Consider the following 19,375-nt stretch of genomic DNA (forward strand, 5'->3'; position numbering starts at 1 on the left):
CGGCTACTCCTCCTCCCACACCAGGCCGAACAGCAGCAGCAGCACGGCAGCCAGGGCGGCCCACAGACGCCAGCTGCTGAGGTCGATCTGCGTCGGGTAGATCACCTTGTCCGCGACCAGCATGAAATTGTTGAAGGTCATCCCGATGAAGCACAGCGCGGCCCAGAACAGCAGCCGGTGCCCCCCTGCGCGCCAGCCACGCCAGAGCAGCACGAAGCAGGTCAGGCTGGTCAGGGCGCACAGCGCATACACGACAGCGGCCATCTCAAGCGTCCTTTCTCCAGCGGAAGGCGTCCGCGAACTGCCGGGCTTTCTTGTCGACGCCGGAATGGATCAGGTCGCTGACGCCCACGAGGTCGGCGGCGTACTGGGCAGCGAGCCGGTCGATCATCTCGCGCAGCTCGTCGGTGGCGGGATGGTAGCGGCAGGCATCGGCACTGGCCGACGCTGCGACGCCGGCACTGCCGAGTTGCTGGAGCAGTTCGGCCGCGCGCGACTCGGGCAGGTACAGGCGGCGGGCGACATCGGCCGCCGCCCAGTCGTGCGTCGGCGCCGCGCGCAGCAGCAACACCGCCTCCAGGTAGGGCACCGAGGGGATGCTGGTGAGGATGAAGCGCCGCAGGTCCGCGGGCATCTCGGGCCGCGTCACGGCACCGTGCAGCAGGAGGAAGGCAGGAACATGGCGCCGCGCACTCTACCAAGCGCCACTGCCCTTGTGGACTCATCAATGGAATCCGTGCCATGAAACCCACGAAAAAGCCGGCCGTTCGCCTGTTCCTGGCGCTCTGGCCGGACGACGCCGTCCGCCGGCAGCTCCACTCGATCCAGCAGGGCTGGGCCTGGCCGCCGGAAGCGGCGCCGGTGGGCGCGGACCAGCTCCACCTGACGCTGCACTTCCTCGGCAACGTGCCGCTGGAGCGCCTGGGCGAGTTCGCCCGCGCGCTCGCGGTCGAGGCCGGGCCGGTGACGCTGGAGCTGCGCACCGCGCGGCCCCGCGTGTGGCCGGGCGGCATCGCCGTGCTCGAGCTCGCATCCACGCCGGCCCTGTTGCGGCTGCATGCGTCGCTGGCCGGCGCGCTGGCGGGCCTGGGCTGGCCGCAGGAGGAGCGCCGCTATCGTCCGCACGTCACCCTCGCGCGCAGGGCCGCCGGAGCGCGGCCGCCGGCAGGAGAACCGGCGCCGGCCGAGTGGCACGCCGGCACCGGCTACGCGCTGGTGCGCAGCATCCCCGGGCACGGCTACGAAGTGGTTCGCCTGTACGGCCGCCGCGATCCCTGAAGTGGCTCGGCAGTTCCCCGCCGGGCATGGCCCGATCGGACTACCGGAAGGGTCGCGAGGGCCTTGCGAATGGGAAAAGCGCGCACAGCGCCGGGGCCGCCGTGAACAATGGAACGAACCTCCTGCGCCCGCCTCCATGCAAGACCGCCTGACCTGGGCCCAAGCCGCCTGCGCGCGCGTGATGCGCCCGCTGGTGCGGCTCGCGCTGGGCATGGGCCTGAAGCACCCGCACCTGGAAACCCTGCTGCGCGAGCTGCTGCTCGAAGAGGCGACCCGCCTGTGGCGCCAGCAGGGCGTGGCTGCGCCCAACATCAGCCAGCTGGCGGTGACCACCGGGCTCAATCGCAAGGACGTGACGGCGCGCGTGCGGCGGCCGGCCGACCCGCTGCCGCACACCGAGTTGTCGGCCGCGGCGAAGACCTTCACCCGCTGGCTGCAGCTGGCGGGCGAGGACCCGGCGCTGCAGCGCCTGCCGATCGCCGGCAGCGACGAAGGCCTGTCCTTCGAGCAGGTGGCGCGCGAGGCCAGCCGCGGCGACGTGCACCACCGTGCCGTGCTCGACGAGCTCATGCGCCTGGGGATGGTGGCCAAGGCCGATGCCACGCACGTCGAGCTCTCGGCCGAAGGCTTCGTGCCCACGTCGGACCTGCAGACCACGCTGGCCTTCCTGGGCGACAACCTGCGCGACCACGCCGCCGCCGCGGTGTCCAACGCCATGGGCGAGGGCCCCTTGCTGCTCGAGCGCGCCGTGTTCGCCGAAGGCCTGAGCGAGGACGACTGCGAGGCCGTGCACCAGTGGATGCGCCAGCGCTGGGCGGCGCTGCACCGCGACCTGGTCAGCCAGCTCAGCGAGGCCATCACCCGCAGCGGCGCCCAGGGTTCCCAGCGGCTGCGGGTGGGCGTCTACCTCCATTACGGCGAGCGGGAGGCGGCCGGGGAATGAAACTCGCCGGCCGCCTCCTGTCCGGGCTGCTGCTCGCCGCCTGGCTGGCGCTGACCGGGTGCGGCGGAGGCGGCGGCGTCGGCGGCTCCGGCTTCGAGGGCTTCATGGACGGGGCGAGCGCCGGTGGACCGGGAGTTGCCGGTGCTGGCGGCGGGGACACCAGCGTGGCCGGCGTCGGCTCGGGCGGCACCGGCATCTCCGGCGAAGGCGTGGGCTCCGGCGGCACCGGCGCGGTGGCCGACAGTGGCGGGATAGGCTCGGTCGACGGCTTCGGCAGCATCATCGTCAACGGCACCCGCTTCGACACCAGCACTGCGCAGCTGTTGCTGGAGGACACGGTGTCGCTGCGGCTGGGCATGACCGTGCGGGTCTCCGGCACGCTCAGCGCCGACCTCGCATCCGGCACCGCGACCCTGGTGCTCTCGGCCGCCGACCTGCGCGGCGCCGTGGCCGACCTGGACGTGGCCGCCGGCCGCCTCAGCGTGCTGTCGGCGCCGGTGAGCGTGGATCCGTCCACCGTCTATGCCGGCGGGCTGGGCTCGCTGGCCGACCTGCGCGCAGGCGACACGGTCCAGGTGCACGGACTTCCCGGCCTGGGGGCGCAACTGCGTGCCACCCGCATCGAGCGGCTGGCAGCCGGCGCCCTGCCGGTGCTGTCGGGCACCGTGCAGTCGCTGGACCCTGCGCAGCGCACGTTCACCGTGGCCGGGGTGCGGGTGAGCTATGCCGGCGCCACCCTGCGCGGCCTCTGGCCGGCCTCGGGCCTGGCCGAAGGCCAGCTGGTGCGGGTGCGGGCCCGCTCGCCCGGTGATCCCCTGGCGGCGGACTCGGTCGAGCCCTGGTACCCGCTCCCTGCGGCCGGCGGCGGCCGCTTCTCGCTCGGCGGGGTGCTCACGCGCGCGGCCGGGTTGGCGGACCTGCAGGTCGACGGCCTGCCGGTCGATGCGTCGGGCGCGCAGGTGTCGGGCGGGTCGGCCGCCGACCTGGTGCCCGGCGTCCGCGTGGAGGTCGCCGGCACGCTGCGCGCCGGTGTGCTGGTGGCCACCCGCCTGAAGCTGCGGCACGCACCGTCCGCACCGCCCGAGTCGCACTTCAGCGCCACCGGCACGATCGGGGCCTGGCAGTCGCCGGCCAGCTTCCGCATCCAGGGCCAGGAGATCGACGCCAGCGGCGCTGGCGTGGTGTTCGTGAATGGCTCGGCCGCCGACCTGCACAACGGCCGCAGCGCGCGGGTCACCGGCTCGCGGGTGGTGGATGACGTTCTGCTGGCCGAGCGCGTCGAATTCCTGCCCTGACCGGACTGGGGCGGCTCCGGGCTGCGCGCCAGTGCGCGAGCCGGGGCTCCTAGGCCTCGTCGGCGCCCGGGCGGGTCGGCTCGAAGTCGGGCTGCGCCTCGGTGGGCGCGCCGTCCTGGAGCGCCGCGTCGCGGATGGCGTACAGCGCCTGCAGGTCCTCGGACAGGTCATCGTCGGCGGCCGTGGCCGCCGGGCTGGCGGCTTCGGCGGGAGCGGGCGCCGCGGCGGCGCCCATGCGCCCTCCGAGCGCGGCGGGGGCCTCGGCGGCGCTCCGGGACGTGATGCCGGCGAACTGCCACGAAATGCTCAGCAGCCACTCCCAGGCGCGCGGGTCGAACTTCTCGATCTCGGCCATCAGGCCGGACTGGAAGGCGGGGATGTAGGTCAGCAGGCTGCCCTGCCCCTGCTTGACGATCAGCTGCACATGCAGGCCGCTCTTGTTCCTGCGCGAGACGACCGGAAGCATGCGCACCTCGAGCCAGTCGGACGGCACCGCGTGGCGGCGCATGGCCTCGCGCAGCGTGACCTGGACCAGCTCGCGCCGCAGGGCCAGGCGCGCGGCGGCGGCATCCTCCGGCGCCACATCGCTGTCCTGGAACTGGGTGCCCGAAGGCAACACCGAAGGCGCGCCGTTGCGCTGGTCCGTCTTCAAGAACTTGTCGAACAGCCCCATCGGCCCATTATGATGCGCCGGGCGGCTCCAGCCCATCCGGGCCTTCCTCGATGAACGCGGTCGCCAGGCGGGCGCCGATCGTGAAGCCGACGGCGCCGGATTCGCAGCGCACCACCACTGCCTCGCAGCGCAGCGGGTAGTTGTGGCCGTCCAGCAGGTACTCGACGGTGAGCTCGATCCGCTCGCCGGCGGCGTAGGGCCGGCGCGAGGTGAACGACAGCCCGCTCACGCTCACGTCCCGGGTGATCCCGCCCTGCCCCTGCGCAACCGTCAGCGGCAGTTCCATTTCGAACCGCTCGGCGCCGCGCTTTTCCTGCAGCCGCCCCAACGGCACCACAACCCGGGGTTCGCTCGTTGCCATGTTCTGCTCTCCCTGGGCCGCCCGCCGCGGCCCGACCCTGCCTGCCGGCGTCAGCCCGTTCCGCCTTCCTGCGGCACCGCGCCCGCAAACAGGGGCTCGGACAGGCGCACCGCGATGTTGTAGGTGTCGCCGTGGCGCTCCACCCGCACCACTTCGCCGCGGCAGTCCAGGCAGAAGTCCTGGCCCTCGGCGCGGTACTGCAGCGTCAGCGACACCGAGGCACCCAGGTCGGGTGCCGCAGGGCACTCCAGCAGCACGCCGGTCGCGCTGATGTCGTGGCTGGCGCATTCCTCGCCTTCCATGGTGATGGGCAGCGCCAGCCCGAAGCGCTCGGCGGCCCGCTGGACTGGCTGTGCATCCCGCATTCGCATCTCTCCCGTGCGCTCGGCTGCGCGATGGGTGAGCGTAGGCACGCCGCCGCCGGCCGGCGTGTAGGAGGGAGTCGTAACAAGCTGTCGTCGCGGGCAACCCGCTGTGCGCGCGCCGCCGCAGCCGCGCTCGCGCGCGACCGTTCAGATGGGCTGGCCGGCCGGGTTCGATGCCGCGTGGGCCCGGGCCCAGCGGGCGATGTCGTCGGCCCGGGTCAGCGCGCCCGGCTGCCGCGCCACCTCGCGGCCGGCGACGAAGAGCGCCAGGGTCGGGATGCTGCGGATGCCGAGCCGCGCGGCCAGGGCCTGTGCCTGTTCGGTATCGACCTTGGTCACGCGCATGTGCGGCTCCAGCAGCTGCGCAGCGCGCTCGTAGGCGGGCGCCATCATCCGGCAGGGTCCGCACCAGGGTGCCCAGAAGTCGACCAGCACCGGGACCTGGCTGCGCTGCACCTGGCGGTCGAAGCCGGCCTCGTCGAGTTCGACCGGCCGGCCCCGGAACAGCGGCTGCTTGCACTGGCCACAGTCCGGCGAACGCCCCAGGTCGCCGGAGCGGACGCGATTGGTGGCCCCGCAGGAAGGACAGACGACGTGCAGCGGTTCGTTCATGCGCTGCACATGGGGCGGCGGCCGCCCATTGCAAGCCGCTGCCGCGGCGCCCGCGGGCGCACTGGGGCAGCGTCAATGGCTCGGTCGGGCCCCGCGCCGAAACAACTTGCAATCGGCAGAGTTTTCGGCACGGAGTTCTCCTACACGCACACGCTCCAAACCGGCAAGCGCGGCCATAGGCACGCCACGACCATTCGTTTCGACGTGTATCGACCGCGTCATCAACGCAACTTGGAGGCACCAGATGTTCAAGGGATCAACGAAAACGCGAGTCGTGGTGACGGCCGCTGTGGCCGCGCTGTGGCTCACTGCCTGTGGCGGGGGCGGTGACGACGAGATCGCTGCCGCGCCTGCCCCGGCTGCGGGTGGCGCGCCCGCCCCGGCACCCGCGCCGGCGCCGGCTCCGGCGCCCGCACCGGCGCCGGCACCGGCGCTCGGCCTGAACTGGACTGCGCCCGGACCGCTGGACGTGTGGCACTCGCTCTCGTCCAGCGACGACGGCCAGGTCATCGTGGCCGGGCAGGCCGAGGCGGCCACCTTCAACAACAGCATGCTGAGCCTGTCCACCGACGGCGGCCAGACCTGGACCGAGCAGACCGCCCTGGGCGCGGGAATCTGGATCGCCTCCGACGTGTCGGGCAACGGCAACCGGATCGTCGCGGTCACGCTGGGCGGCACGATGGTGCTGTCGAACGACCGGGGCGCCACCTTCACGCCCGTCACGCTGCCGGTGACGCCTCCTCCGGCCTTCGAGGGGGTCACGCTGTCGCAGGACGGCACGCGCGTCGCCGCAGTGACCATGGGCGGCCCGGTGCTGGTCGGCACCATCGATGCCGCCGGCGCAGTCACCTGGGTCACGCCGACGACGGCTGCCCCGAACGCCGGCTGGCGCGCCGTCGATAGCTCGAGCAACGGACAGGTCATGGTTGCCGTGGGGCAGGACCCGGCCGCCTACATCTCGACCAATGGCGGCATGGACTGGGCGATCCTTCCGGTGACAGTGGGCACGCCACCGGTCGCCGTGACCAACCAGAACTGGTACCGGGTGAAGGTGTCCGGCGACGGCAACACGATCGTGATGGCCGCGAACGCCTTCGGCGGCGACTCGGGCGACGGCATCTACGTGTCCAAGGACCGGGGCGCGACCTTCACGCAGGCGCACGCCCTGGTCGCGGACTACACCGGGATCGCCATGTCGGCCGACGGCGGCGTGATCGCCGTCACCCACTCCACCAACGACCCGGCCGCCGCCGGCGCCGGCCAGATCCTGATGTCCACCAACGGCGGCACCACCTTCGCGCCGGTCGCCGTGAGCGTGGGCGGCACGCCGGTGGCGGATGCCTACTGGCGCACCATCACGATGTCCGCCGATGCCACCCGCATGGCGGCCGCCATCGGACGCTTCGACTCCAACATCAGCGGCCCGATCGTGTTGTCCACGGGCAGCCGCCCGCAGTAACGACAGCTGTCGCCCTTCAGGGAGGGAGACCGGACCGGGCCGCCAGGCCCGGTTTTTTCTTGCCGCCCGCGCGCCAGTGCCTGTGCCAAGATGGCCGGATGGCGACTGGACACCGATGACCGCCAGCCCCGATTCGGGCCAGGACCCTTCCCTGCTCGACGCCGGCCAGGTGGCGCTGGCGGTCGGGGCCGACCTGTCGCAGGGGCTGACCGCCGCCGAGGCCGGACGCAGGCTCGCGCAGCACGGCCCCAATGCGCTGCGCGGGCGGCCGCCGCCCACGCCCTGGCGCCGCCTGCTGGCGCAGTTCCGGGACCCGCTGGTGTACCTGCTGCTGGGCGCGCTGGCGGTGGCGCTCGCCGCCTGGATGGCCGAAGGCCGCCGCGGCTGGCCGATGGACGCCGTCGTCATCGCGGCGGTGATGGTCTTCAACGCGCTGCTCGGTTTCGCCCAGGAGAGCAAGGCCGAGCGCGCCGTGGCCGCCCTCGCCCGCATGACGGCCGCCACCTCCCTGGTGCTTCGCGAGGGCCGCCGGCAGCGCATCCCGAGCGAGCAGCTGGTTCCCGGCGACCTGCTCCTGCTCGCCGAGGGTGACGCGGTCGGCGCCGATGCACGGCTGCTGCAGGCCGCCGGCCTGCGCGTGCAGGAAGCTTCGCTCACCGGCGAGAGCGCCGCCGTGCTGAAGGACCCCGCCCCGCTGGCCGCCCCGGCTCCGCTGGGCGACCGGCGCTGCATGGTGTTCAAGGGCACCGCGGTGGCGCAGGGCAATGCCCGGGCCGTGGTCACCGCCACCGGCATGCGCACCGAGATGGGCGCCATCGCGCAGATGCTGGAGTCCACCGGCGAGGAGCCGACGCCCCTGCAGGAGGAGGTCGCCCGCATCGGCCGGATGCTGGCGGTCGCCGTCTGCGCCATTGCCGTCGTGGTGGTGGCCACCGTCCTGCTGCTGTCCGACGCCCGTGGTCCCGCCGACGTGATCGCCGTGCTGCTGCTGGGTGTCTCGCTGGCGGTGGCGGCGGTGCCCGAAGGCCTGCCGGCCATCCTGTCGGTGGTGCTGGCGCTGGGCGTGCAGCGCATGGCGGCACACCGGGCGGTGGTCAGGAGGCTGTCCTCGGTCGAGACGCTGGGTTCGGCCTCGGTGATCTGCTCGGACAAGACGGGCACGCTCACCCGTGCCGAGATGACCATCCAGCGGGTGTGCACGGCGTCCGGCGGCACCACCGTGACCGGCGCCGGCTACGCGCCCGAAGGGCAGGTGCAACTCGGCGGCGCCGCCCTGGCGGCCGGGCCGGTGCATGCGGAGCAGGCCGTGGTGCTCGGCGGCGGCAGCCTCGCCGGCAATGCGCATCTGCGCCAGGCGGAAGGCGGCCGTTGGGAGATCCAGGGCGACCCGACCGAGGCGGCCTTCCTGGTGGCCGAGCGCAAGCTGGGGGTGCACGAGCGGCGGCAGCGGCGCTTCGAGCGGGTGGCGGAGATCCCGTTCAGCTCCGAACGCAAGCTGATGTCCTCGGTCGAGCGCGACCACGAGCACGGCGATGCCCTGGTGCTGGTCACCAAGGGCGCGCCCGACGTGCTGATCGGCCGCTGCACCCGGGTGCGCGTCGGCACGCAGACGCTGCCCTTCGACGACACGCAGCGGGCGCGCGCCCTGGCCGACGTCGCGCAGCTGTCGGACGCCGCGTTGCGCACCCTGGCCGTGGCCTACCGGCCGCTGGCGCAGGGCGAGGACCCGGCGACGGCGGCGGAGCAGGACCTGGTCTTCGCCGGCACGGTCGGCATCATCGACCCGCCGCGCGAGGAGGCCGCACAGGCCATCCGGGAGGCGCGGCGCGCCGGCATCCGGGTGCTGATGATCACGGGCGACCACCCGGGAACGGCGGCGCGGATCGCGGCCGACCTCGGCATCGTGGAGCCCGGCGCACCCGCACTGACCGGCGCCGGTCTCGATGCGCTGGACGAGCCGGGCCTGGCCAGGGCCGTGCGCGAGGTGTCGGTGTATGCGCGGGTCGCCCCGGCGCACAAGCTGCGCATCGTGCACGCGCTGCAGGCCGCCGGCGCCGTGGTCGCCATGACCGGGGACGGCGTCAACGACGCCCCCGCGCTGAAGGCCGCCGACATCGGCATCGCCATGGGCCTCACCGGCACCGAGGTGAGCAAGGAGGCGGCGCGGATGATCCTGGCCGACGACAACTTCGCCACCATCGTCGAGGCGGTGCGGCAGGGGCGCGCCATCTTCGACAACATCCGCAAGTTCCTGCGCTACCTGCTGTCGTCCAACATGGGCGAGGTGCTGACGGTGTTCCTCGGCGTGGTCGGCGCCGGCGTGATCGGGCTGCAGCCGCAGGGGCCGGGCGGCGCGCTGGTGTTGCCGCTGCTGGCCACGCAGATCCTGTGGATCAACCTGATCACCGATTCGGGCCCGGCGCTGGCGATCGGCGTCGATCCGCCCACCGCCGACCTGATGGCCCGTCCGCCGCGCCGGCGCGGGGAGCGCGCCATCGACGCCCGCATGTGGCGCGGGGTGATCGAGACCGGGCTGGTGATGGCGCTGGCCACGCTGCTGACGATCGACCTGTACCTGCCGGGCGGGCTGATCGAGGGTACGCAGCGGCTGGACAGCGCCCGCACGGCCGGCTTCACGGTGCTGGTGTTCGCACAGCTGTTCAACTGCTTCAACGCCCGCTCGGAAACGGCCAGTGCGTTCCGCCACCTGTTCACCAACGGCTGGCTGTGGGCCGCGATCGGGCTGTCGCTGGCGCTGCAGGTGGCGGTGGTGCACCTGGGCATGCTCAACGCGGCTTTCGGCACGGTTCCGCTCTCGCCCGGGCAATGGGCGGTGTGCGCCGCCATGGGCAGCAGCGTGCTGTGGTTCGGCGAGTTGCGCAAAGGGCTGCTGCGGTCACGGGGCTGAAAGCCCCGCCCGCCGGCGGGCCGCCGCGCGTCACTGCAGGATCTTGAAGATCCGGTCGATCACGTCGTTGACCAGCTCCCCGATCGGGTCGCGCGGCGCTTGCCTGGGCTTGGGCCGCGGCCGCGGGATGTCCCATTCGGCACCGCCATCGATCCACTTGCGGCCCAGCGACTGCTGGAAGAAGTCGCCCACCATGGGCAACGCGGCGCGCGCTCCGGTGCCCCAGCTGTCGGCCATGGTGACGCGGGCATCGTTGAAGCCCACCCATGCGCCGGCCACCAGCTGCGGGTGCATCAGGATGAACCAGGCGTCGGTGTTGTCCTGGGTGGTGCCCGTCTTGCCGGCCACGTCGGCCTGGATGCCGTAGCGGGTGCGGATCGCGCTGCCCGTGCCCTCGTCCACGACGCCGCGCATGACGTTGACCAGCGCCAGCGCGCGCGCCTTGGACATCGCCTCCTGCGAGCGCGGGGGCACGAAGGCATCGAGCACCTTGCCACTGGCATCCTCGATGCGCAGCACCAGCAGCGGGTCCATCCAGCGCCCGTTGTTGGCCAGCGTGGCGTAGCCGGACACCATTTCGCGCAGCGTGACCGGGCTGGTGCCCAGCGCCAGCGAGGGCACCGCCTGCAGCTCGCTGTCGAGCACGCCCATGGCCCGCGCCACCCGCGCCACCTTCTGCGGCCCGACGCGGGCCATCAGCTGCGCCGTGATCGAGTTGCGCGACTGCACCAGGCCCTCGCGCAGGGTCCAGGGCCGGTTGGTCGGCGGGGTCGCGTCGCGCGGGCTCCAGGTTTCGCCATCCTCGCCCTGCAGCCCGACCGGCTGGTCCACCAGCGTGTCGCTGGGCTTCCAGCCCTCCATGAACGCCGCCGCGTAGACGAAGGGCTTGAAGGTCGATCCGGGTTGCCGCCGGGCCCGGTTGACGTGGTCGAACTGGTCGACCCTGAAGTCGCTGCTGCCCACCCAGGCCAGCACATGGCCGTTGCGCGGGTCCATCGCCATGAAGCCGGCCTGCAGCAGCTCCCGGTCCTGCCCGGCCCTGCGCCGCCGGTCGGCCAGCGGCTGCAGCTGCGCGAGCTGGCGCGCCACGGCCTGGTTGGCGGCCTTCTGCAGCCGGGTGTCCAGCGTGCTGCGCACCACCAGCCCGTCGGAGTGGATGTCGTAGCCGTTGCGGTCGGCCCAGGCGATCAGCCACTTGCGCACCTGCTGCGCGGCGTGCGGCGCCGGCCCGAGCGGCTCCTGCTGGCGCTCGAAGTCGATGCGCAGCGGCCGCTTCGCCAGCTCCTGCGCGCGCTGGTCGGGCAGCTTGCCGCGGCGCGCCAGCTGGGCCAGCACGACGTTGCGGCGCTCGCGCGCCCGGTCGGGGTTGAGCACCGGGTTGTAGTAGCTGGTGCCCTTGAGCATGCCGATCAGGGTGGCGCTCTCCAGCAGGTCCAGCTCGCTCGCCGGCTTGTCGAAGTAGGTGCGCGCGGCCATCTCGATGCCGAACGCGTTGTAGAGGAACGGGACCGTGTTGAGGTAGGTCTCCAGGATCTCCTGCTTGCTGTACACCGCTTCGATCTTCAGCGCGGTGATCGCCTCCTTGACCTTGCGGTGCAGCGTGGGCGAGCGGCCGATCTCCTCGGGGTACAGGTTGCGAGCCAGTTGCTGCGTGATCGTGGAGCCGCCCTGGCGATCGCCCTGCAGCGTGTGCCACAGCGCGCCGGCGGTGCGGTACAGGTCGATGCCGTGGTGCTCCCAGAAGCGATGGTCCTCGGTCGCGATGAGCGCCTGCACCACGGCCGGCGCCACCCGCTCCAGCGGCACCCACTCGCGGTGCACGCGCTGGTAGCGCGCCAGCACCACGCCATCGGCGGACACCAGCACCGCCGGTGCCTCGACCTTGGCCTTGCGCAGGTTGGCGATGCCCGGGGTGAAGGGCACCAGCAGCAGCACGTAGAGCAACGCCAGCGCAGGCGGCAGCAGCGCCGCCCGCCAGGGGTGTCGCCGCAGGTGGTGCGCGCCGGCCCGCAGCCGGGAGGCGACGGCCTCGAGCCCCTGCCGCATGGCCGGGTTCATCGTCCGAATCTAGGGCCTGCGGCCCCGGGCGGCTGTAGGACCGAAGCCTCCCGGGGGCCCCGCGGCGCACGGGCGGCCCCTTGACGGCGGGCCAGACCGAAGGCAGCCTTGTCGACCCTGTCCGACAACGATGGCTGCGCCGCACCACCAGAATCGCCGCAACCCCACGACAACTCCAACACGACCCATGGCGCCTCCCGAACCCCGCGCCGGCCAGGCGGCCGGTTCCAACGTGCTGCCTGCCGGCCCGGCCCCCTCGGGTGCAAGGCGCGACCGGATCGAATTCCTGCGTGGCTTCCTGCGCCATCCGGCCCAGGTCGGCTCGGTGGTCCCGAGTTCGCACCGGCTGGAGCAGCGGCTGGTGCGCAGCGCGGCCATCCCGCAGGCGCGCACCGTGGTCGAGCTCGGCCCGGGCACCGGCGGCACCACCGCGGCCTTCCTGCAGGCCCTGGCGCCGGGCGCGCGGCTGCTGGCGATCGAGCTGGACCCGGCCTTCCACGCCCATTTGCGCGCGTCGCTGCACGATCCGCGGCTGCTGCTGGAACTGGGCAGCGCCGAGCGCCTGGCCGGGTTCCTGGCCACGCGCCGCCTGCCGGCCCCCGACGCCATCGTCTCGGGCATCCCGTTCTCCACCATGCCGCCGGACGTGTCGGACCGCATCGCCGCGGCGGTGTCGCAGGTGCTGCGCCCGGGCGGGCGCTTCGTGGCCTACCAGGTCCGCGCGCACGTGGCGGGATTCGCATCGCCCTACCTCGGCGCGCCGGACAGGCGCTGGGAATGGGTCAACGTCCCGCCGGTGCGGGTGTTCACCTGGGTCAAGCCGGGGGGTCCTTCGGCCGCAGCGGCTTGAGCGGCCGGCCGAAGAACTGCGGGTAGTAGCGCGCCGTCACGGCGCCATTCGGATCCCACGCGATGCACCGGCCCAGGTGGTAGGGCGGCTCGGTCACGGCTTCGCTGGCCTGGCCGGCCAGCCGACGCTCGCGCTCGCGCCACGGAAAGATGGTCTGGTAAGCGGCCGTCGCCATGTTGAAGAGCAGTTCGCGCAGGTGGGTGCAGCCGCGCAAGCCGCCCAGCGCCTTCTCGATCGACTGCCGCCAGCCGGGGCCGAGCCGCGCGCCGACCATGCGCTGCATCGGGTCCTCGCCCTGGAGGCACTCGCCGAAGGGCGTATGGTCCATGGCCACGGCGATCGCCCGGATGGTCATGGACTCGTCCACCGTGACGCGGATGCTCATGTGGTGGATGGGGCGGCCCGGCGGCATGTCGGTGCCGTCGGAGCGCTGGAACCCGTAGGTCTTGGTGTCGGACAGCTCGCCTTCGATGTCCCACAGGCCATCCTCGCGCAGGAAACCCCGGTAGCTGACGGCGCGGGTGTGCAGGTGCCGGCGCGGGGCCGGTTCGGGCAAGGGCATCTCAGGCGGCCAGCCGCGCCATCGCTTCGCGCTTGCCCATCTTGCGCAGCGATGCGATCGCTTCCAGCTGCCGGGCGCGCGGCCGGGTCTTGCCGCTCTCCCACTTGTAGACCGACAACGCCGACACCCCCAGGATCTTGGCCACCGAAGCAGCCGACAGCCCCAGGCGCTGGCGCTGCGCAGCCAGGCCCTTGGCGGAAAAGCGCAGCGACGGCCCCTCGTCCTCCTGCACGGCCGGCGCGCGGCCGGCGCTGCGCGCCTGTTTGCGCACCTGCTGTTCGAGCGCCTGCATGCGGCGCTTGAGTTGCGCGATCTGGCTGCGGTACTGCGCCACCGACTTCTTCAGGTGGGCCAGTTCGGCGCGCTGCTGCTTGCGGGCAACGCGCGCGATTTCTTCTTTCAGGACGGTGCCGATATTCGCCATGGAACGTTGTGCCTGTTGTATGTGGCGGCGCCGCGGTCGACGCCGCGTTCCGCTGCCGGGCCGGTCGCCCCCCAGGTCCGCATCTTAGCCGCAGCGGCCGGCCGGAAGTTTGCAAGGGCGGCGCGCGGGGTCGGCGCAACCGTATACCGGCAACCACGACCGCCAGCCAACCATCGCGCGCAGGACCGGCTTCCCCTGCCCGCTGCGCACGTCCACCTGCGAGGTGGGCACGGGTAGTTCCGGGCGTCGAAGGGGCCGCGCCCTCATCCGCCGCGGCGGCGGCTGCGCCAGCGAACCGCCAGCCAGGCCCCCACCGCCAGCGCGAGCACGAGCGGCAGCAGGATGCCCTGCCAGCGCTGCACCAGCGCGAGGATCTCCTCCCAGCGGCCGCCCACCTGGCGCACGGCCCAGACCAGCAGCGGCAGCTCCACCAGCGCGGCGGCGCCGTCGAACAGGAAGAAGTGGCGATAGCGGACCTGCATGGATCCGGCCGCGAACAGCAGCGCGGTGCGCACGCCCGGCATGAAGCGCACGACGAAGATGTAGGCCGGGCCCCAGCGCTGCAGGGCGCGCTGCATCGCGTCCACCCTCCGGGGCGGCAACGCCTTCGCCGTCAGGCGGTGGCGCAGCAACTGCGGTCCGAAGCGCCGGCCCCAGTGGAAGATCAGCCCGTCGGCGCACAGCACGCCGCACCAGGCCACCGCCACCAGCGGCACCGGCTCCATCACGTGCCGCAGGGTCAGCGCGGCGGCGCCGACCAGCAGCAGGTCTTCGTTGACCGGCAGTCCCACGCCGCTGCCGACCAGGACCCCGAACAACAGCAGGTACGCGGGCGCACCCTGCAGCGAGTGCAGCAGCGCCATCAGGGAATCCATGAAGCCCATGGGCGTGTCCGGGCCGGCCGCGGCGACTCAGTGCGGCTTGCGCCGCAGCAGCGGCCTCATCATCCAGAGGCCGGCCAGGGGGCCCAGCGCCATCCAGGGCAGCACCTGTTCCATGGGGCGCGACTGGGCGGCGGCGACGAAGACCTCGATGCTCACCACCGAGATGGCGAAACCGATGCAATTGGCCAGGGTCAGCACGCTGCCGACCACCGGCGGCGCGGCGTTCCGGCCGGTCAGCGCGGAAAACTGCGGCGAGTCGCCCGACACCGTGGCGCCCCACACCATCAACCAGGCGACGAACACGGGCAGTGGCGCAGCCAGCATCAGCGGGGCCAGCAGGCAGCACGCGGCGCTGGTAGCCAGCTGGGCCTCGGCCACCCACGCGCTGCCGACGGATCGAACCGCCATGGCGCCGCCTACGCAGCCCACGAACCCGGCGGCGATCGCCCAGAACGAGAGCGCGCTCACCATGCGGTCGTCGGCCAGGCGAACGGCGGCGATGGCCGGCACCAGCACGATGAACGCGTACAGCTCCCACATGTGGCCGAAGTAGCCGAACACGGAAGCACGCAGGCGCCGGTCGCTCCAGATGGCCCCGAGCGCCCGCGGCGTGATGCGCGCCCCCGGCGGCACGGGCCGGTCGGGCACCCATGCCGCCGTCGCCAGGCCCCCCAGCGCAGCCAGCGCCGAGACCCCCAGCACCACCGCCTGCCAGGGCACGTCGCCGGGCCCACCCATGCCGGCCAGCGCGCGCAGGCCGTGCGGCAGCGCCGTGCCCAGCACCAGGGCACCCACGAGCACGCCCAGCACCGCGCCGAGCCGTTCGCGGAACCAGGCCGCGGAGATCTTCATGCCGACCGGATAGATCCCGGCCAGCAGGAATCCGACCGCGAAGCGCAGCGCCAGCAGCACGCTCAGGCTGCCATCGGCCAGGACGATGGCGGCATTGGCTGCCGCGCCCAGCAGCGAGCAGGCCAGGAACACGCGGGTGGGCGGGAAGCGGTCGGCCACCATGGCCAGCGCGAACACCAGGGTGCCGGCCACGAACCCCAGCTGCACGGCCGACGAGAGGGAGCCCACGGCCGCACCCGGCAACCCCCAGGCACGCTGCAGGTCGGGCATCACGGCATTGACCGCGAACCACAGCGAGGAGCCGGCGAACTGCGCGCCCACGATCACGGGCAGGATGCGCCGCGGCGGCTCGGCCGCGGCGGCGGGAGCGGGCGCTGCGGCCGGACCGGCAAGGGTTTGCGAGGGTTTCATGGGCGGATACTGGCCCCGGGTCCGTGCCGTGCCCGGGGGTGGCCACGATTGTGCTTGCCGCCGCTCGGGCACCGGACGGCTCCGGCCATCGGCCCGGCCGTTACCTTTGCTCGGCTTTGTTGCCTGGCGGTTCTTGATTGGTGCCGCCGGCGCGGCGAAGCTGATCCTTCGCAACAGAACCGGAACGCGGGGGTCCGACATGAAACACAAGCGCTGGGGCGCGGATGCGCCGCCCACCCCGACCAAGGGCACCGTCAGCGGTCTGGTGCGCCAACTCATGGGCAAGCTGGCCTCCCGCTCGCGCGACGCGGACGGGCTGGCCCCGCCCGGGCAGCGCAGCGGTGAGGGCGCCGACAGCGTCGGACCCTACCTGCGGCAATCGCGCAGGTCCCGCCCTGCACCGCTGGAGTAGGCCGTCCACGGGCGGCGCGCCGGCGCCGCAAGCGCAGCCGTGCGCTTCGTTGCGAATCGTCCTGTAAGTTCTCGGTGCCCTGCCGGGCGAGCGGCAGGATCGCGGCCGCACGCCGCAGCGCTCCCCCTGCGCACGGCCCGGGCGGGGCGCACCGATTCCTCGCCAGCTCCGCGGTTTGCACTCTGTTGCCCACGGCGCACGCGCCGCTTGCCAGCATCGGCTGCAGGTACCCCGAGTATCTGCAGCCATGGCGCTGCCCCCATTCCACAATGCCCAGAAGGACCCCATCCATGCGAGCCAACCTCCCCACCATCGCCGCGCTCACGGCCGGCGGCCTGCTGCTGTCGAACCGGATGCGTCACCGGCATACCCACGAGCCCGCCTTCGAAGACGGTTACGCCGACGGCTGGTCGGAGGGGCCTGTGCACGGGCGCAGCCACCACACGGGCACGCTGCTGGCCGCCGCTGCGGCGGTGGCGCTGGGGGGCATGCTGCTGTCCAGGCGGATGCGCAAGGGGCAGCACGGCTATTCGCTGTCCACCATCGAGGAGTCGATCGAACTCGACGTGCCCGTGAGCACCGCCTACAACCAGTGGACCCAGTTCGAGCAGTTCCCGCGCTTCATGGCCAGCGTGCAGGAAGTGCGGCAGATCGACGACACCCACCTGCACTGGAAGGCCGTGGTGGCCGGCAAGACCAAGGAGTGGGACGCCGAGATCACCGAGCAGATTCCGGACCAGCGCATCGCCTGGCGCAGCACCAGCGGCCCCATGAACGCCGGCGTGGTCACCTTCGACAGGATCGGCGAGAACCGCACCCGCGTGCGGATGCAGATGGACTACCGGCCCGAATCGCTGGCCGAAAAGATGGGCGATGCCGTCGGCGGCGTCAGGATCACGGCCAAGGGCAACCTGCAGCGCTTCAAGGAACTGGTGGAGGCGCGCGGCGCCGAGACCGGCGGCTGGCGCGGCACGGTCACGCAGCACTGAGGGCGATCGCAGGCCGGAAGCGGGGTTTCCGGCTTCCCGGCCCCGGCTCCCGGCCTCGAGGCGGCTGTCGCGCCGTGCGCGCGACGCCTGCCGGCTCACGCCTTCTCGAGCACCTCGGCGGCGGTGCGGAAGCCGTCCACCGCCGTGGGCGCGCCGCAGTAGACGCCCGCGTGCAGGATGATTTCCTGCAGTTCCGCCGGCGTCACGCCGTTGTTGAGGGCGCCGCGCACGTGGATCCTGAACTCGTGCATCTGCCCGCGCGCCAGCAGCAGCGAGAGCGTCACGATGCTGCGCGTGCGCAGGTCGATGCCTCCCCTTTGCCAGGTGTTGCCCCAGGCGTTGCGCGTGACGAACTCCTGCAGGGGCGCGGTGAAGTCGGTGGCCTTGTCCAGCGAGCCCTGCACGTAGTCGTCGCCGAGGACCTTGCGGCGGGTGGCCAGGCCGGCCTGGAACTGGGGGTCTTGCGGAAGCTTCATGGGTCGGGGGTCCTTTGGGTACGGGTCGAGGATGGGCCCATCCTAACGGCCTCGTCCGGTTGGACGACGACGGCTGGGCGGGCAGCAGCGGCCGCGGCTTAGCATGCCTCCAGCTCCGCCCCGCGGACCCGCGAGATGGCCAGCCGCGCCGTCGACCGCTATGCGCCGCTCGACGTCCGGCAGATGCGCGAGCAGGAGCTGGGCTGGCTGGCACTCGCCCGCGAGAAGCGCGCGAAGTTCCTGCAGGACCGCAGCTTCGTCTACGGCGAACTGGTCGAGGCCGTCCAGGGCGCCTGGACGGAAGCCGCCCGGCTGTTCGCGGCGGGCCAGCCGGCGCAGGCCCTCGCGGCCTTGCGCGAACTGGAGAAACGGCGACCGATAGAGGACATACCGACGCCGAAGCTGCTGAGGATGTACAGCCTGCTGCTGGGCCACACCGGGGACACGGCGCGACAGATCGACACGAGGGGGCTGATCTTCGGCGTCCAGCAGGCCATCGCCCACAGCGGTGATGGGCTCGGCCCCGCCACGGCCGTCCATGTCATCCTGCTCGAGGAAGAGTACGACTGGCTGCGCGAGAAGAAGCTCAAGCCGGAACGGCAGTCATTGAAGCAGATCGATGGGCAGCACTATGACGTGATGACCGTGCGCGACGAGCAGGGCCGGCAACTCGAGCGCTACTTCAACGTGACTGCCCTCTTCGGCCGGCATGCGGACATGCTGGGCGGCTTCGATCCGGATCGCAGTCGGGGCCCGGTGCCCCGTAGAGTGGATCCGGACCGCGCAGTCGCGCAATGAAACGGTCTGGATGTAGTACCCTGCGGCCACGCCCGTCGCCGCAAGGAGATCCGCATGGACCGCCGCAGCTTCATCGAGTCCTGTGCCGCCCGGCTGGGTTGCGTCTCGGCGGCGGCGGCGCTGCCGGCGGCCTGGGCGGATGATGCCCGGCCCAAGGCGTACCCGGCGGCACTGCTGGTCGACGAGCAGCAGCGTCCGATCCGGGCAGCCGGCCTGGCGCCGCTGACCAACTACGTCTTCCACTACCCCTTCGAGGCGACGCCGGTGTTCCTGCTGGACCTGGGCAAGGCGGCTGCTCCGGCGACGCTCGCCACCAAGGACGGCGACGGCTACGCGTGGCCCGGCGGAGTCGGTCCGCGGCGCAGCATCGTTGCGTACTCCGCGATCTGCGCCCACCGGCTGGTCTATCCGACCCGCCAGGTGAGCTTCATCAGCTTCCGCAAGACGCGCGCCGCCAAGGGCGTGCGCGACGAGTTGATCCATTGCTGCTCGGAGAACAGCCAGTACGACCCGGCGCAAGGCGCTCGCGTGCTGTCCGGCCCCGCCGAACAGCCGCTGTGCGCGGTCCTGCTCGCACACGATCCGAAGGCCGACACCCTCACCGCCCATGCCACGCTGGGCGGTGAGCTGTTCAATGAGTTCTTCCGCAAGTACGAGATGAAACTCAGCCTCGAGGTGGGCGCCCGTGCAGTCAACCCCGTCGGCGGCCAGGCCGTGGTGCGACGGCTGGACCAGTTCTGCCGCAACACGATCCAGTGCTGAGCG

Annotated in this window: 22 protein-coding genes; 10 read left to right on the forward strand and 12 right to left on the reverse strand. The window is 72.4% G+C overall.

Features of this window, described 5'->3' with window-relative positions:
* Nucleotides 1–3: 3 nt before the first annotated feature.
* Nucleotides 4–264 carry a DUF5985 family protein gene (locus V6M57_RS12480; protein WP_332815318.1) on the reverse strand — a complete coding sequence of 87 codons (261 nt, stop codon included), beginning with the start codon at nt 262–264 and terminating at the stop codon, nt 4–6.
* 1 nt (nt 265) lies between these two features.
* Nucleotides 266–634 (reverse strand): hypothetical protein, encoded by a 369-nt coding sequence (locus V6M57_RS12485; RefSeq protein WP_332815319.1) that lies wholly within the window; start codon nt 632–634, stop codon nt 266–268.
* 107 nt (nt 635–741) lie between these two features.
* Here V6M57_RS12485 and thpR point away from each other — a divergent pair, with 107 nt between their 5' ends.
* The 3 genes from thpR (at nt 742) to V6M57_RS12500 (ending at nt 3,516) form a co-directional block, all read left to right on the forward strand.
* Nucleotides 742–1,278, forward strand: coding sequence for an RNA 2',3'-cyclic phosphodiesterase (thpR, locus tag V6M57_RS12490; RefSeq protein WP_332815320.1), 537 nt, complete (start codon nt 742–744; stop codon nt 1,276–1,278).
* A gap of 136 nt (nt 1,279–1,414) precedes the next feature.
* A complete protein-coding gene (locus V6M57_RS12495) occupies nt 1,415–2,221 on the forward strand; it encodes a DUF6502 family protein (RefSeq protein ID WP_332815321.1) in 807 nt (268 codons plus the stop codon).
* A complete protein-coding gene (locus V6M57_RS12500) occupies nt 2,218–3,516 on the forward strand; it encodes a DUF5666 domain-containing protein (RefSeq protein ID WP_332815322.1) in 1,299 nt (432 codons plus the stop codon). Before V6M57_RS12495 ends, V6M57_RS12500 begins: the two co-directional genes overlap by 4 nt.
* A gap of 49 nt (nt 3,517–3,565) precedes the next feature.
* Here V6M57_RS12500 and V6M57_RS12505 read toward each other — a convergent pair whose 3' ends face one another.
* From V6M57_RS12505 to trxC, 4 genes are all read right to left on the reverse strand, one after another.
* Complete coding sequence (locus V6M57_RS12505) at nt 3,566–4,189, reverse strand: hypothetical protein (protein ID WP_332815323.1); 624 nt, start codon at nt 4,187–4,189, stop codon at nt 3,566–3,568.
* 7 nt (nt 4,190–4,196) lie between these two features.
* A complete protein-coding gene (locus V6M57_RS12510; protein ID WP_332815324.1) occupies nt 4,197–4,550 on the reverse strand; it encodes a PilZ domain-containing protein in 354 nt (117 codons plus the stop codon).
* A 50-nt stretch (nt 4,551–4,600) separates the two neighbouring features.
* The gene (locus tag V6M57_RS12515; protein WP_332815325.1) at nt 4,601–4,915 is read right to left on the reverse strand and encodes a PilZ domain-containing protein; all 315 of its coding nucleotides are present in this window, start codon (nt 4,913–4,915) and stop codon (nt 4,601–4,603) included.
* Nucleotides 4,916–5,062: 147 nt separating this feature from the next.
* Entirely contained in the window at nt 5,063–5,527 is a 465-nt protein-coding gene (gene trxC / locus V6M57_RS12520) for a thioredoxin TrxC (RefSeq protein WP_332815326.1), read from the reverse strand.
* A 277-nt stretch (nt 5,528–5,804) separates the two neighbouring features.
* On the opposite strand from trxC, the gene V6M57_RS12525 reads away from it, so the two are divergent.
* Both V6M57_RS12525 and V6M57_RS12530 read left to right on the forward strand, forming a co-directional pair.
* On the forward strand, nt 5,805–6,986 hold the full coding sequence (locus tag V6M57_RS12525) for a WD40/YVTN/BNR-like repeat-containing protein (RefSeq protein WP_332815327.1): 1,182 nt from the start codon (nt 5,805–5,807) through the stop codon (nt 6,984–6,986).
* Between the two features lie 115 nt (nt 6,987–7,101).
* Nucleotides 7,102–9,894: a cation-translocating P-type ATPase gene (locus V6M57_RS12530; protein WP_332815328.1), complete on the forward strand. Its 2,793-nt coding sequence runs from the start codon at nt 7,102–7,104 to the stop codon at nt 9,892–9,894.
* 30 nt (nt 9,895–9,924) lie between these two features.
* On the opposite strand, the gene V6M57_RS12535 is transcribed toward V6M57_RS12530, so the two are convergent.
* Nucleotides 9,925–11,952, reverse strand: a complete 2,028-nt coding sequence (locus V6M57_RS12535) for a penicillin-binding protein 1A (protein WP_332815329.1) — start codon at nt 11,950–11,952, stop codon at nt 9,925–9,927.
* Between the two features lie 187 nt (nt 11,953–12,139).
* Between V6M57_RS12535 and V6M57_RS12540 the strand changes: the two genes are divergently transcribed.
* Nucleotides 12,140–12,802: a class I SAM-dependent methyltransferase gene (locus V6M57_RS12540; RefSeq protein WP_332815330.1), complete on the forward strand. Its 663-nt coding sequence runs from the start codon at nt 12,140–12,142 to the stop codon at nt 12,800–12,802.
* Here the strand turns inward: V6M57_RS12540 and V6M57_RS12545 are convergent.
* The 4 genes from V6M57_RS12545 to V6M57_RS12560 form a co-directional block, all read right to left on the reverse strand.
* Nucleotides 12,768–13,364, reverse strand: coding sequence for a DUF2889 domain-containing protein (locus tag V6M57_RS12545; RefSeq protein ID WP_332815331.1), 597 nt, complete (start codon nt 13,362–13,364; stop codon nt 12,768–12,770). The two genes, V6M57_RS12540 and V6M57_RS12545, sit on opposite strands and share 35 nt — an antisense overlap.
* Nucleotide 13,365: 1 nt before the next feature.
* Complete coding sequence (locus V6M57_RS12550; RefSeq protein WP_332815332.1) at nt 13,366–13,788, reverse strand: helix-turn-helix domain-containing protein; 423 nt, start codon at nt 13,786–13,788, stop codon at nt 13,366–13,368.
* Nucleotides 13,789–14,051: 263 nt separating this feature from the next.
* Nucleotides 14,052–14,651, reverse strand: a complete 600-nt coding sequence (locus tag V6M57_RS12555; protein ID WP_332815333.1) for a DedA family protein — start codon at nt 14,649–14,651, stop codon at nt 14,052–14,054.
* 48 nt (nt 14,652–14,699) lie between these two features.
* Entirely contained in the window at nt 14,700–15,935 is a 1,236-nt protein-coding gene (locus V6M57_RS12560; protein ID WP_332815334.1) for an MFS transporter, read from the reverse strand.
* Between the two features lie 199 nt (nt 15,936–16,134).
* Here V6M57_RS12560 and V6M57_RS12565 point away from each other — a divergent pair, with 199 nt between their 5' ends.
* On the forward strand, nt 16,135–16,347 hold the full coding sequence (locus V6M57_RS12565) for a hypothetical protein (protein WP_332815335.1): 213 nt from the start codon (nt 16,135–16,137) through the stop codon (nt 16,345–16,347).
* 290 nt (nt 16,348–16,637) lie between these two features.
* On the forward strand, nt 16,638–17,336 hold the full coding sequence (locus tag V6M57_RS12570; RefSeq protein ID WP_332815336.1) for an SRPBCC family protein: 699 nt from the start codon (nt 16,638–16,640) through the stop codon (nt 17,334–17,336).
* 95 nt (nt 17,337–17,431) lie between these two features.
* Here the strand turns inward: V6M57_RS12570 and V6M57_RS12575 are convergent, their stop codons facing one another.
* Entirely contained in the window at nt 17,432–17,812 is a 381-nt protein-coding gene (locus tag V6M57_RS12575) for a carboxymuconolactone decarboxylase family protein (RefSeq protein ID WP_332815337.1), read from the reverse strand.
* 135 nt (nt 17,813–17,947) lie between these two features.
* Between V6M57_RS12575 and V6M57_RS12580 the strand changes: the two genes are divergently transcribed.
* Nucleotides 17,948–18,610 (forward strand): DUF4919 domain-containing protein, encoded by a 663-nt coding sequence (locus V6M57_RS12580; protein WP_332815338.1) that lies wholly within the window; start codon nt 17,948–17,950, stop codon nt 18,608–18,610.
* Between the two features lie 54 nt (nt 18,611–18,664).
* Nucleotides 18,665–19,372 carry a (2Fe-2S)-binding protein gene (locus tag V6M57_RS12585; protein WP_332815339.1) on the forward strand — a complete coding sequence of 236 codons (708 nt, stop codon included), beginning with the start codon at nt 18,665–18,667 and terminating at the stop codon, nt 19,370–19,372.
* The last annotated feature ends 3 nt before the right edge of the window (nt 19,373–19,375 follow it).

This window comes from Ramlibacter sp. (assembly GCF_036676645.1).
GTDB lineage: Bacteria > Pseudomonadota > Gammaproteobacteria > Burkholderiales > Burkholderiaceae_C > Ramlibacter.